General features: G+C 58.8%; 16 protein-coding genes. 1 reads left to right on the top strand and 15 read right to left on the bottom strand.

The genetic code is table 11. From position 1 onward, the window contains the following. Positions 1–8: 8 nt before the first annotated feature. From ACMYR3_RS08605 to ACMYR3_RS08665, 13 genes are read right to left on the bottom strand one after another with little or no spacing between them, the layout of a single operon-like run. Positions 9–785, bottom strand: a complete 777-nt coding sequence (locus ACMYR3_RS08605; RefSeq protein WP_424191291.1) for a conjugal transfer protein TraF — start codon at positions 783–785, stop codon at positions 9–11. Between the two features lie 21 nt (positions 786–806). Beyond that, a complete protein-coding gene (locus tag ACMYR3_RS08610) occupies positions 807–1,196 on the bottom strand; it encodes a hypothetical protein (RefSeq protein WP_424191293.1) in 390 nt (129 codons plus the stop codon). Positions 1,197–1,212: 16 nt separating this feature from the next. Then, entirely contained in the window at positions 1,213–3,783 is a 2,571-nt protein-coding gene (gene traC, locus ACMYR3_RS08615; RefSeq protein WP_424191295.1) for a type IV secretion system protein TraC, read from the bottom strand. Next, positions 3,783–4,349, bottom strand: a complete 567-nt coding sequence (locus ACMYR3_RS08620) for a TraV family lipoprotein (protein WP_424191297.1) — start codon at positions 4,347–4,349, stop codon at positions 3,783–3,785. Before ACMYR3_RS08620 ends, traC begins: the two co-directional genes overlap by 1 nt. After that, positions 4,346–5,071 carry a DsbC family protein gene (locus tag ACMYR3_RS08625; protein ID WP_424191299.1) on the bottom strand — a complete coding sequence of 242 codons (726 nt, stop codon included), beginning with the start codon at positions 5,069–5,071 and terminating at the stop codon, positions 4,346–4,348. The genes ACMYR3_RS08620 and ACMYR3_RS08625 overlap by 4 nt, the downstream gene beginning before the upstream one ends. Before the next feature lie 22 nt (positions 5,072–5,093). After that, positions 5,094–6,362: a TraB/VirB10 family protein gene (locus ACMYR3_RS08630; RefSeq protein WP_424191301.1), complete on the bottom strand. Its 1,269-nt coding sequence runs from the start codon at positions 6,360–6,362 to the stop codon at positions 5,094–5,096. Then, positions 6,355–7,050 (bottom strand): TraK domain-containing protein, encoded by a 696-nt coding sequence (locus ACMYR3_RS08635; RefSeq protein ID WP_424191303.1) that lies wholly within the window; start codon positions 7,048–7,050, stop codon positions 6,355–6,357. The genes ACMYR3_RS08630 and ACMYR3_RS08635 overlap by 8 nt, the downstream gene beginning before the upstream one ends. Next, positions 7,013–7,639 carry a type IV conjugative transfer system protein TraE gene (gene traE / locus ACMYR3_RS08640; protein WP_424191305.1) on the bottom strand — a complete coding sequence of 209 codons (627 nt, stop codon included), beginning with the start codon at positions 7,637–7,639 and terminating at the stop codon, positions 7,013–7,015. Before traE ends, ACMYR3_RS08635 begins: the two co-directional genes overlap by 38 nt. Positions 7,640–7,642: 3 nt before the next feature. Continuing rightward, a complete protein-coding gene (gene traL, locus ACMYR3_RS08645) occupies positions 7,643–7,933 on the bottom strand; it encodes a type IV conjugative transfer system protein TraL (protein ID WP_145768995.1) in 291 nt (96 codons plus the stop codon). A gap of 13 nt (positions 7,934–7,946) precedes the next feature. Continuing rightward, complete coding sequence (gene traA, locus ACMYR3_RS08650) at positions 7,947–8,240, bottom strand: TraA family conjugative transfer protein (RefSeq protein WP_145768996.1); 294 nt, start codon at positions 8,238–8,240, stop codon at positions 7,947–7,949. Then, the gene (locus ACMYR3_RS08655; protein ID WP_424191307.1) at positions 8,224–8,427 is read right to left on the bottom strand and encodes a hypothetical protein; all 204 of its coding nucleotides are present in this window, start codon (positions 8,425–8,427) and stop codon (positions 8,224–8,226) included. The genes traA and ACMYR3_RS08655 overlap by 17 nt, the downstream gene beginning before the upstream one ends. Next, positions 8,411–9,061: an OmpA family protein gene (locus ACMYR3_RS08660; protein ID WP_424191309.1), complete on the bottom strand. Its 651-nt coding sequence runs from the start codon at positions 9,059–9,061 to the stop codon at positions 8,411–8,413. Before ACMYR3_RS08660 ends, ACMYR3_RS08655 begins: the two co-directional genes overlap by 17 nt. Then, positions 9,049–9,468 (bottom strand): lytic transglycosylase domain-containing protein, encoded by a 420-nt coding sequence (locus ACMYR3_RS08665; protein ID WP_424191311.1) that lies wholly within the window; start codon positions 9,466–9,468, stop codon positions 9,049–9,051. Before ACMYR3_RS08665 ends, ACMYR3_RS08660 begins: the two co-directional genes overlap by 13 nt. Positions 9,469–9,521: 53 nt before the next feature. Here ACMYR3_RS08665 and ACMYR3_RS08670 point away from each other — a divergent pair, with 53 nt between their 5' ends. Next, positions 9,522–10,724, top strand: coding sequence for an NERD domain-containing protein (locus tag ACMYR3_RS08670; protein WP_424191313.1), 1,203 nt, complete (start codon positions 9,522–9,524; stop codon positions 10,722–10,724). A gap of 23 nt (positions 10,725–10,747) precedes the next feature. Here the strand turns inward: ACMYR3_RS08670 and ACMYR3_RS08675 are convergent, their stop codons facing one another. Both ACMYR3_RS08675 and traD read right to left on the bottom strand, forming a co-directional pair. Next, the gene (locus ACMYR3_RS08675) at positions 10,748–11,362 is read right to left on the bottom strand and encodes a DUF4400 domain-containing protein (RefSeq protein WP_424191315.1); all 615 of its coding nucleotides are present in this window, start codon (positions 11,360–11,362) and stop codon (positions 10,748–10,750) included. Continuing rightward, on the bottom strand, positions 11,362–13,182 hold the full coding sequence (gene traD, locus ACMYR3_RS08680) for a conjugative transfer system coupling protein TraD (protein WP_424191317.1): 1,821 nt from the start codon (positions 13,180–13,182) through the stop codon (positions 11,362–11,364). Before traD ends, ACMYR3_RS08675 begins: the two co-directional genes overlap by 1 nt. Positions 13,183–13,195: the final 13 nt, after the last annotated feature.

A 13,195-nucleotide genomic window follows, 5' to 3' on the forward strand; every position in this document is an offset into this window, starting at 1 on the left:
GATCTCCATCAGTAAAGTTCGCCTGGTTTGGTCTGGGTCAGGATGTAGATGCGCTCGACGATTTCCTGCGCCGAGAGGACGCCGGAGCCAATGGGCAGCAGACGCCGATCCTTGACATTGCCGAGCACGACCAGCGGCACAACCGATACACCCAGCGCACCGGCCATCCCGTTATCTTTGGCCGGTCTTGGATAGTCGGGAAGACCGCCGCCATCGAGCGAAACGGGAAACACGGTGATGCCGTATTGCTCGGACAGCAGCTTGAGCGTGGGCGCCAGGCGATGGCAGTAAGGGCAATCCGAGCGGAAGATGAAGAACAGGCCCCATTCCTTCGCCAGCGCCGCCAGCGTGTCTGTCTCGCGCCGGTTGCGCTGACTGTCGCGCACCTGGATGGCCGCGTTGTTCGACGGATTACGCAGCTGATAGTTGATTTCGGGATTGGCCCAGACCACTCGCCGCCATACATCCGAAAACAACGATGCCCGGTCCATCAGGGCTTCCTGAGCAACGATGTAGGTCTTCAGGTTTTCCGAAGTCGGCTTGAGGATGGCGATCGCCCGTTTCTGCTCGACCTCCTCGCGCAGCTTCTTGAGCGCATCAACGGCTCGTTCGCCTTCGCTCTCTGCGCGGTCTGGAGTCTTCTTTGGACTGGCTGCGGCGGCTTCCTCTTCCGCCAGATCGCAATACCAGTGAAACCTGGCTTCATCGCACTGCCAGGAGGACGGATAGTCCAACGCCTCACGCGCCTGGGCGCTTGAACAAAGCAGGACGGCAAGTAGCGCCAACAAGCGTCTCATCGGCATGGATCACTTGGTCGTCGACGCCGGCAGGACAAGACCCGTCGCCTGCGCAACCTGCTCGGTCAGGTCTGGAATTCGCGAATCGGAGGTCTTGAGCAGTGCCGCCGTATTTACCAAAGCACAGGCACATCCCCGGCTGACCTGTTCGAGGGCAGCATCGAGCCTGGCGCCGAAGGCCTTGGCCTCCTCGAAGAGTTTTGCTTGCTCCTGGGCGTCCAGTCCCGGCTTGATCCGTTGCACCATGGATTGCTGCTGATGGGCGACCAAGCGGGCGATATCGACCCGCCCAAAACGGGGAATCTCCGGCGGATGGCGGTACATCCAGACGACCAGAAGCATGGCCCCCGCCAGCAAGGTGGCGATGCTGGTCAGGACGTAGGGCTTGATCGATGGCACGGCACGACTCTCAGGATCAGGTTGCACGTTGGGTTACCAGTTGTTCGATGGCATCCGCCACCGACAATCCTTGATCGCGCAGACGTTTGATCGCCTCGTAATCTTCGGCGCGCGTCGAATAAACCAACATGGAGAAGGGATCGAGCAGGAGGCGTCCCAGGCCCGACCCCATGGGCGAGTGAATATAGATTTCGGAGAAATTTCCATGCTCGGTACTGACGGAGCCAAGCTGGCGCTTCAGCCACTCGTCGAGGGAGAGTTTCCCTTCCTTGCCCAGGCGCTCGATGTTCTCCGCTTTCTGGCGCAGCAGGAACAGCCAGTCGGCGTTGTTGATGGCCGCCTTGGTCGCTTCGTTCTTGTAGTAGTCGTCGACCGACTGGGTGATCGTGCCGAAAGCCCCGCCATACTTGCGGGCGCGCCGATAGCCAGCCTCGATGAAGCTGCCGCTTGACCCCGAACCCATCAAATCCCAGCTTTCGTCGATGATGACCAGCTTGCGCCGGGAACGGTCGCGGTACATCTCCTGAGTGATGCGGTACATGATCAGTTGCATCACTACCGATTGCAGGTCTTTCTTGGATTTCAGTTCTTCCAGCTCGAGCACAACGAAGTCCTTGTCGAACTGGATGTTGGCATCGCCCTCGAAGTAACTCGCATACACGCCGTGGCGGGTATAGGGTTCCAGCGCCGTCGCCAGGCGACTCAGATCCCGCTCGTATTCACCTTCGCTGGATAGACGACCAGTCTGGAGCAACTCGTAGATATCGGTGATCGTGGCCGAGCGTCCCTTGGCGTCCCAGACACGCTTGATGGCGGACCCCAACGCCGTGTAGCTGTAGTTGTCGAGCGGTTCACGCGGGCTGGCCATCTGGGCCAGCAGCGGCAGGACCATCTCCATGTCGGCGTTGATATCGATGATCATGGAGAACGGGTTGAGGCAGATCGTGTTCTGACGCTCGTCGGAAAACTCGATGAACTCGCCGTCCAGCAATTCGCACAGGTTCTTGTAGGAACGACCGACGTCAATGATCCAAACCTTTGCGCCGGCGCCGAGGTAGCGATAAGTCATTTCATTGACGAACACCGACTTGCCGGAACCAGAAAGCGCCGCGACGGCAAAGTTGAAATTTCCGCCCGTGTTGTCGAACAGGTCGAAGCCGATGATCTGGCCGCGCCGCCCGAACAGCGTCATCACCGGCGTCTGCGTACCCTTCCACTCGGCGATCAGCGGTGATGTCATCACCGCGTTGTCGGCGGTCTTGGTATTGATCCGGCCGAACTGACGCAGGTCGTTTTGCAGGGCCGGGGTCAGTGTCATCGGCATGGTTGCGGTCAGCGCCTGATGCTGAAGGTAGAAATCCTTGGTCAGATCGAAGCCGCGGGCACGCCAGACGGCGCGTACGGAATGCTCGCAGCGCGAAGCCTCCCCCACCCGCGAAACCAGGCATACCTGGTGATACATCCCGACCACGGTGCGTCCGCTGTCGAATGCCTTCAGCACCATGTCCCAGTCGCGTTTGCGTTCTTGCAGATCGGGCTGAAAATGGGCGAGATAGGAACCGGCACTCTGGGTCGCCCGTGCGGCCTTCATCTGGGCCCGGGTACGCGCCGACTCGTAGTCAAGTGCCACCGCCCCCATGGTGATGATGAAAGGACAGGGCATCGCGAGGGCCAACTGATAGGGATCGCCGATCAGGTAGTTCATGCCGGACAGCCGGAAATATCTCGGATACTGACGCACCGAAAACAGCTGCAGGACGGACTCATCCCCGCCAGCCTTGCGAAAGCGGATGTCGCCATCACCCACTCGCGAAGCGATTTCCAGGTTGGAAATCTGCTTGCGCAGCGGCTGATCGGCATTCCAGTCGATCGGCGCCACTGCTCCCCCGGAAAACAACCGTGAGTGGTCGAAGAAATCTCCGACAAAGTTGAGCAGTTCATCCGGCCCCCAGTCATGGCCAGGCAAATGGGCGGACTTCAGGGTGGCATGAATGCTTTCCCGGATGCGCAAGGCTTCATCCACATCGGCCGGCAGTTCGGGATCGAGCGGCAATGTGACCGAGATGACCGAACGAAAATCTCGCAGCAGGTAGGTCTGGTGACCAAAGATCGATTCGCCGGTGCCTTTCAGGTAGTGATCGATCCGGCGGCGCGCCAGCAGGCGGAAGATGTTGCCGTGCCGACGCTGAATACCTTCGTCATCGGAATCAATCGCAGAAGCTGGCAGCAAGTTGGCCTGTTTTTTCAGCGTGGGCAGGATGTGCGGGCTGCCGTACAGCGAGACTTGAATACCAGTACCCGGTGGACAGGACACGAACAGACTGGCCAGGACCTTTTCCATTTCGTCGTTGGCACCGGTCTGCGGCAGCGTCTCGATACAAAAGCCGATGGCGTGTTCCTCGCGCTCCCCAAAGCCTCCTTGATCCAGTGCGAAGAGACGTGTGTCCTCCTGCCAGGCAAGATAGGGAAGAATTCCGCTCAGGCGAGGCATCCGTGAAATTTCCTGCAGCAGATGCCTGGGCAAACGATCGGCTTCCGCATTCCGTTCGGACAAGAATGCCTCTCTCAAGATTTCAGCGAATCCCATCACTCCCCCTCGCCAGACACGGACGGCACCGAGCGCGCAGACGATCCGGGCGGTAGGGTCGGCAACATCGCGCCACTCGGTGGCGATGCACGCTCCATTTGCAGGGACTGTCCACCCGTTGGCGGCGATTGCGGCACGAACGTCTTCGGCGGCACGACCGGGCGGTAGCCTTCCGTCGCCTTGCGCCGAGAGTGCTCGATTTGCCAGCGGCCGGAGTCGACAACCATGTAGAAATAGGACTGATCGTGCAGCACCTCGTCGTCATCTTCCCAAGGGGCCAGCCACACGCGACGCACCTTCTGAGCACTTCTCAAGGGATCACCGGAGCGCGGGGCCAACGCATCGATCCTGGCCTGAGCATTCAAGGCATTGCCCGGTTTGACCGCAGGACGTTGCCCAGGCAGATTATTCTGCACCGCATTGGCATAGACGCCAGACAGCGAAGCGCAGGAAATCCCGTCCGGCGCCTTGCAGGAAAAGCCCCCCTGTCCATCCAGGCCGGTCATGCCGGCACAGCCGGCCAGCCCGAGCATGAGCGGGACGAGCAGCGTCTGGCCGATACTCATCGCCCAGACTCCTGCAGCCACTGCTCGATGCGCTCCTTTGGTGCCGCGCCAGGCAGGATGCGGCCATCGGCAGACAGCAAGGTCGGCGTCCCCTGAATGCCCAGACGCTGGCCAAGCTGAATGTTCCGTTCGATTGGATGATCACACTTGCGGCTGGCCGGCGCCTTACCCGATTTCATCAACTCCGCCCACGCCTGCGCGCGATTCGCCGCGCACCAGACGGCGATCGACTTGTCCCTGGCCTCGGGGTGCAAACCTTCGAGCGGATAGGGGAAGGTATAGAGCGTGACGTTGTCGAGCTTGTCGAGTTCCGATTCCAGGCGTCGGCAATACGGGCAATCCGGATCGGAAAACACCGCCAGCACCCGCTCGCCCTTGCCACGCACGATTTTGATGGCATCCGCCAGCGGCAAGTCACCGAAGGCAACCCGTGCCGCCTTCTCCACCCGCTCGGCGGTCAGATCGCGCTGTTCCTTCATGTCGAACAGGTGCCCGAAAACGAAATAGCGGCCGGTTGCGTCGGTGTATGCCGCGTTCTTACCCATCACGACTTCAAACAACGACGGAATTTCAGAGCGCTGCACCCGCTCGATCTTGGTGGCCGGATACATCTCCTTGAGACGGACCGACAATGCCTCGGCAGACTCATCGGCCGCCACGGTGGTCGAGTTGGCGACGGCAAGAATGAGGCCGAGCACGGCCATGGGTAATTTGATGCTCATGTTGTCGTACTCCTGTTCGAGGTCAATTGGCTTGGTAGGGCTCAAGCGGCTTTTTCTGGATTTCCCTGCCGCGCCGCCAGATATCGGTGTAGGTATCGGGATCTCCGCCTGCCGCTTCGGTTTCAAGCGCGAATCCCTTGGTGAACACCACATCCACGGTGCGCCCGGCATCGACTTCGATGATTGGGAACATCTTTTCGGCCAACGTGATGTAGTACTGGGACAGGCGGTCCAAGGCCTTACCGACTCCGGTACCGATACCGGCCTGGAACTGCTTGCCCGGATCGATGGTGCCGACGGAACCCAGCGGATTGGTCGAGATCGTGGTTGCGCTTTGCTGAAAGGCTTGTCCGATGCCAGCGCCGATACCGGCAACCAGCGCGTTGGCTAGCACCTGTCCTTGTTTGCTCACCAGACGGCCGCGCATCCCGGCTTTGCCATCCTCGCCGACGACATAGCCCTTTACGGGCACATCGATGGCCTTGCCGTCATGGCGAACGCAGGAAAGTGATTCGAGCCGGATATAGGCACGCTCCGAGCTGATGTCGCCATGGCTTGCACCCAATGCCAAGCATTCCTTGATCTTGAAGCGGTAGCGATTGGGCAGGAATGCGTTGTCCTGAACCCGCATCAGAATCGGATGAGGATTGCTCTGCGCCTGCCCGCCGGTCGGCGCATCCAGTCCGCCGAGCAGTGCCGCCCGAAAGAATGATCCCGAAGGGACATAACTGCGGGCGTCGCGTTTGGCCTCCGCCTTGCCTGCTGTTTCCGGAGGCACCACGCGTGCATCGCTTACCTCAAAGGAGGCAATGCCTGGGGGCCGTGGCGGCGGTGGCGGTTCCGTGGTGCGGTCCTCCTTCGCGCCACTGAGTGAAGTCGGCATGGGCGGTGGCGGCAGCGGCGACATGGGTGTCTGCGCCGGCATCGGGGCTGGCGGAGGCGGCAACGTCAGTGCCAGCGGCGCAACGGTCGTGGGTTTCTTGTCGAGCGTATCGACCTGCTGGCGCAAGCCCTGGATCATGTCCTCCATTTGCCGCATCTGTTCCGCGCTCTTGCTCATCCAGATATCACGGGGATCGGCCTGAGCACCAGGAGTGGCAATCGGCATCGGTTGCGGTCGCGACTGGTTGTTTCCCTGAGGTAGCTGCACCGGTTTGTCCCAGATGGCCACGCCGCCAAATACCAACAACAGGAAAGCGCCGATTCCCAACCCGAGGATCAGGTATTGCCGATGCTTCGGCGACAGGCGTGAAATGGCCCCGGCGAACTTGGACGGCGGCGGATTAGCCATCGCGCCCCTCCAGCACCACCATGATCTGGGTCGATTCGCCAGGCTCCAGCTCCAGCGTCTCGACCATCACCGCGAGTACGCCACGGCGATAGAGTTCGCGCTCGTCGATCACCATCCGTTGCTTGGAAACATTGGTCAGCTGGTACTTCTCGCCGACGAGCGCGCCTTCCAGCGTGCGCACCAAGACAAAGCGGGCTTCGTTCCAGAGCGGAACGATGTCCAGGACATCCTTGGCGATCATGTCCTCCGGCTCTGCATCGCGCGCCAAGGCCAACATGACGCGACGGATGGCGGCATTGCGCGATTCGTCGGCGACAAACGCTTTGGGCTCCTGACGCAGCCGGCTGCGATCACGTATCACGATCGTCTCGGCTGGAACATCGGCCACTTTGATATTCAGCTTCCAGTGCCGTCCGGCATCGTCGGCGACAAACAGTGTCAGAAAGGACTTGTCCGCAGCAGGCTTCACGTAGGCCACTCCGCTGTCCTTGTCCGGCGTCACCTGGAATTCGCCCTCGACGCCCTGGATGCGTCGAATCTTCCGCCCCTCGATCCGGATCAGGTTGGGTTCGCTGCGCGACATCGTGGCGATGAGCCCATCGTCGGGGCTGCCGTCCAGGGTTTGACCCGCGAACGCCGCCAAGCTGGCGCTAGCGAGGCACAGTGCCAGTAGTAGCGGCTTGAGCATTGGTAACAGCGCTGGCGATCCCGAAGGGATCCTGGTCGCTGGTTTCCTTGAACTCGGATACATGGAGTCTCCCGTTGAGATAACGAAAGCCGACGACATAGGTCGTCTGCTTCTCGGCGGCTTTCTTGTCGCTAACCCAGGTTTGCAGCACGCCAGAGAGCGCCACCTTCATGGCCGACTCGTCGACCGTCATGGCCTGCGTAGAGAACTGGGTCGAGGTGTTGTTCTTGCGGATGAAGTCCACCCGTGCGCCAAACTCGGCCTGTAGCCTGCCGTAGTCGCTGGGCGCGGTGTATTTGAGGAACTGGTCCTTTTGGTACTCGGCGACATGGGGCGTGATATTCAGCGCGAGCCCGGCATACCAGTACGCCATTTCCTTCAGGTACTCCACGGAAACCTTCTGCCCGCTCACCCAGAAGGATTGGTGGATTTCAGGGGGGACGAGAATCGTCCGTTCCGAACCGGCCACGGTGAGCGAAGCCCCCGCGTTCGCCAGCAGCGCCAGAACCAGGCCGGCGAGCGCGATTCTCATGAACAATATTTCGTTGCGCTGGTTGTCCCGCTCGGCGGTGAATTTGCTGAACTTCATGGGTCAGCCCAGAAAGAACCGATAGTGCGAAGGCGGTGTCGCTCGAGCACGGATCACGATCCAGCTGGGCAGCCACCAATACAGGGCATGCAGCGCGAACTTCGGATGCTTGCCTGTCTTGATGCGCCCGTATTGCCAGGCGACCACGCCACCGAAGAGCATCCCGGCCACCATCGCCCCGGAAACGACGCCCATGCCCATAACCAGCAGGAACAGGATCGCCTGGTCGAAATCCCACCACAGGAAGCGCTCCTGCGCTTCCAGGGACTTTGGGATATAGCCGATCTCGTCCATGCCTGGGCCAGCCTCAGATCGTCGCGGTCAGGATGCCCGAGGCGATCGTCGGGGCGTATTGGAGGAATACCGCGAAACCGATGCCCGACAGGATGGCTATCGGATTCAGCCGCGCCAGAGAAAACAACGCGCCCAAGCCAATTGCGGCGACGGCGGCGGCCTTGCCAAAGTAGCCTTGGACGAGGCCGGTGAGCCAGGTATAGAGACTCTGGAATTCCGTACCGGTAGTGCCTGCTATGGCGCCTGTCGCGGCGACCAGCAACATGAGCGCGAGCGCGCCCTTCAACGCATTACGACTGCTTTGCATGACTTCCCCCTTGAAGATCGATAAAACACTTGATGAGCCAGCCCAGTCCCAGGCCAACCGAAATTCCACCCAGATGGGCTTCAAAACCGCTTTCGATGGGCGAGCCCGGGGCGAGGATGCCGATGGCGATGAATCCGCCGGCGATAGCGATGTCGCGGATGAATCCGCGGTTATGAGGTAACTTCACTTAATTGCACTCCCTTGCTGTTGCTGACCACACCCCGCTTTGCAACGAGATGCACCAAACGAATTTCCACGCGCCGGTTCTGGCGGCGAGCGACTTCGGTACGAGAACCGTCCACGTAACAACACATGCCCTCCGCATCCACCTTGATCGATGCCAAAACCCCCTGACGGACAAGCCAATCCCTGACGGTGTCGGCACGCTGCCTCGCCAGCCGATCATTGAAAGCCCTGGTACCGATGTCATCGGTTCGACCGATCACCTCGATGCGGATCGATTTCTTGGCTTCAGGCAGAAGTGCCTTCATCTTTCTTTCCCCGATCTCGGTCAGATGGCTTTTTCCGAAATCGAAATGAATGACATGCTCATTGATCTGCTCACTTGTCAGAGGCGACGAAGGTGCCGGATCAATTGGTGGCTGCGGCGCGACAGTGATCGAACTTCTGGATCGCTCGATGACGGCCAGGGTCTTTTGCGTAGTGCGAGGACAGTTCGCTTCCGCGCACGTCGAGAATTGACGCTCTATCCAGCCGATGCCGTGGCGGATATGGTCCGATACCGGAAGCTCAGGTGCTGTGCTACAGCCCATCAGAGCGAATGCCGATCCGAGGCTCAGCATGCGCATCAGGATCGCCATGACTTGAGTCGGGCAGCTACGCGGTGGGCATAGGCATTCCGCTTGGCTGGTGAGCGTGCGTTATAGGCACCTACCGCCTCCCAGCCGTATCCATGCTGGCGAACGTTCTGCGCAAGTATCCAGGCGCCGACATGCGTGTTGAGACAGGGATCAAGCAGCTTCTGTCGATCAATTCCGTAGCTGGCAAGAATCCCCAGCCAACGACTGTTGATTTGCATGTGGCCAAGATCTTCGCTGCCATCCCGGTTCAAATTCCGCGCTTGCGGATTTCCTCCGGACTCGACGGTCGAGATGGCTTCCAGCAACACTGGAGCGATGCCATAGCGTGCCCCAGCCTGTTCAAAACAATGGGCGTGGCTCGAAAGCGAAAACAGCAGAAAGTGGGCTGCGACCAGAATGCGATTCATGGCCCGCATGGTAGGGAGCGAGCAGCTGCCTGCGCAGCCGAAATGTGACCTTTATGGACGCATTTCGAGAATCAACGAGAGTTGAATTGGTCGTAGTACAGCGCAATGACATTGGATATGATGACGGGCGTACCGATCCAACACTGCCAACGGAATCGCCAATGATCATCAAGCACGCTGACGACAAATCGACGGACATCGACACCCTTCAATCGCTGCTGGCCCATCCATCAGCAACTCCCGAGATCCGCAAGCGGATCGAGCAGGAGGTTCGCAATATCAAGGCAGGAGTTCGTGGCGAAAGCGAGGCAACGCAGGAAATGAAGGTCCGTTACGGAGAATCCCGTAACTGGGCGATCATCCATGATCTACGCGTCGAGTTCGGTGATCTGGTTGCTCAGATTGATCATCTGGTCATCAATCGTTGGCTGGACATCTGGGTGTGCGAGAGCAAGCATTTTTCCGAAGGAGTCGCGATCAATAACCATGGCGAATTCACTGCCTTCTTCAACCACAAGCCCTATGGTGTTCCGTCCCCGATTGAGCAAAACGAACGGCACATCCTGATTCTGAAGCGCATCCTTGATGCCGGAATGGTTGAACTTCCGAAGCGTTTGGGCTTCACCATCAAGCCTGACCTGAAAAGTCTCGTGCTGGTATCCAAGGGTGCCAGAATTAGCCGGCCTGAGGTCAAGATCGACGGCATTGAGTGCGTCATCAAGAACGATCAGTTTTTCAAGCACGTCGACAAGGCCGTCGACGAGAACGGCATTCTCGCGACAGCCAAAATCATCGGCAGTGACACATTGGAAAACGTGGCAACACAGATCGCCCGACTTCACAAACCGTTTCGGTTCGATTGGCTGGCAAAGTTTGGATTAAACAAATTGCCGCACCGACCCATCCCTACACCGGCAATCCCAGCCGAGTCACCGGTGACGACGGCCCCGAAAGTATCTGAACCAAAAGCACCAGTAGCCTTACCCACCCATATACCGGCGCCGACCACGCCGCAACCGATCGCGCTGACCAACGCAACCCCGGTCTGCCGCGCATGCGGAAGTGCGAAGATTTCCGCGCAATATGGAAAATTCGGCTATTACTTCAAGTGCGCCGATTGCGATGGAAACACGCCGATCAAGATTGGCTGTGGTGTCGCGGGACACAAGGAACGTATCCGCAAGGACAGCCTAAAGTTCTACCGTGAGTGCGCTGACTGCAAGAGCAGTTCGCTGTTTTTTGAAAATAGTCAGTAAACCGTCCGGATCTCCTATTCCGCTTATAGCCGCTTCTGAAGATTGCTGACCCAGAGCCATAGTGAATACGACAGAGACACCGTCAGCGCCGGGGCAATCAGGGCGGGGAGCGGAACCGGAATCAACAACCAACAGGAGAGCCCCACCAGCACCACCCACATGACACGAATCCCCAACTTGTGGCGGATTGGGCTTTGGGCAACAAAGGAGAACTTGCGTATCTCCCGAATGTAATGTCCATCCAGATAGGCAACGATGGCAAGTGGAATACCGGGAACAAGCCATCCGATCAACACATGCAGCCGGTACACCAATAGACCTACCCATAGCCAGGTCGCCTCGATACGCGAGCGCATCCATTGACTGAGGCTCGCGTTCCCCAAAGGTCCTTGCCCGATGGATTCCGCTTCGGTCAGAAAGCCCTGGAAGTCCTTCGACATCGAATCCTTAAGGCCACGGACAGCCTGACCATAGACCACGTGCTCACCTTCACCTGCAAGGGCATAGACCTCGCCACGCTCAGTCATCCAGGCTGATCGAATCACGGCGGGTGGTATGAAAACCCACGTCGCCACGACGGCAATGAAAACGCCAATAGCCAGTACCGTAGCAACCCCGGAGTCATTTCTCTGAGCCATTACCGCTCCGTAACCAGAATCGGGATACGCCCTTTCAAGGTTCGACCACCCGACAATCGAGCAATGAAATGCAAGGGCGGCAACTCCCCCAGCATGGCCGCGGGAAACAAGTCGGCCTCCTCTTCGAGAATCTGCTCCTGATACGACGCGCTGTATTCGTCGTGAATATGCGTGTCCACATTGTGACCGTAGCGTAGCGCCATCGACCGCACCTTGGTCTGTGGCATGCCTTCGGCGATGTACTTTTGTGTCTCTGAATCGAGTACCCGCAAGGCGATCTTGTTGTTGGTGTTGGCCAATACCTGGCGAGCCTTGTTCTCATCACCGAGGCGGCTGGCAAAGTCAGCAAAGGTCTGCGTCGCTATCGTTACTCGAAAATCTGCGCCTCCGCCCTTGTTCATGAGCTGGATCGCCGGCTGATTGAGAACCTCGGCCGCCTCGTCGATGAAGAGATTCACCGGCGTCAGGGTATCAATCCCGTAGTTGTAGCGATCCCCCGCCACAGCGGCAAGATCAGCCAGCATGATGGAACCGATGGCGCTACCAACCGTCGAGTCCGCCAGAGAGTCGAGACCGATATAGACCACCTTGTTGCCGCGAATTATCTTGGACATGTCGGTCACAAGGCGTTCATGACCAGGCTCGAAGTCCGGCGACAGCAGCTCCTGCAGCGGATCACTGGTAAGCATTGAGAGAATCGGAATCAAGGATGCCACCATCTTTTGAAAGTGATCCCGATTGTGCTCGTAGGTCGAGATCAGGCCGTCCAGGTCAACCGACTGGGCTTCGTGGATGGCAACCTCTTGGTAGAAGGCCACATAAGCCTGGAGCAAGCGGTCCTTGTTCTTCCGAATGTAGGACGAGGCACGTGTCTCCCAGTCGCGAACATGCGCGACAAAGTGGACTTTCAGCGCTCGTTGCAGAAGACTTTCCGGTCCACCTTCCACGTAGCGCCGAAGCTGGACCAGATTGGGACGATGACCAGTGGCAATCATGCCATTGGTGATGTCGTTCAACACCTTCCAGCCAAATGCAGTGAAGGGATCGGCGCCGGTTTCGGAAGGAATCAGTGCGGCGACGCGGCTGGCCAGCTCAGTCTTGCGGTTCCAGTTGCGCAGCGGGTCAATGCACGCCGATCGGTCCGGGTGTGCCGGATGGAAATAGACGAAGCGATCACCCTCCCCGCTGGCATCACAGGCAGCACGTGCATTCTGGGCGAGACCATGATCCCCTTTGGGATCGATGATGATCACGGTTTCACCGCGAAAGATTGCCTGGGCGATCAAAATGTCGAACAGGCGAGTCTTGCCGACCCGAGTGCTACCAACGATCAGGCTATGGCCCACCAGGTTTGCCAACTCGGAATAAATATCCTTTTCGGGGGCAAGACCATGAACCCAGTAGGAACCTTCTGCGTGCTGAGCAGCCGTTCCAAGGGTGCGAACCACACCCATCGACATCAAGGTGTGCAGTTTGGTCGCTTCGATATCGGTCCAGGGAAAACCACGCCCCAACCAATACGACTTCGATGCGATGGCCTGCCGAGATTTGCACCGCAAGGCTTCCAGATCGATAAATTCCTTACCGAAGAATTTGAGACGTCGATCTTCGACATTCCGGCGATAGGCCTGAAAACTGCGCACCGCTGCACCGGCTACACAGCCGATTCCAAGCACGACACCAAAACCCCGGAAGATCGGCGCCACAGTGGTCAGGAGAAAAATCGAAACTGCGCCAACAGTCCAGACTACCGCCATGCGCGCTTCGAAGTTCGGACGCCATGGGACTTCAAACTGGTAGGGTGAGGATGCATTGGCCATTATTTTTGACCAT

The organism is Ampullimonas aquatilis, assembly GCF_049675895.1.
In the GTDB taxonomy this organism is placed as follows: Bacteria; Pseudomonadota; Gammaproteobacteria; order Burkholderiales; family Burkholderiaceae_D; genus Ampullimonas; species Ampullimonas aquatilis.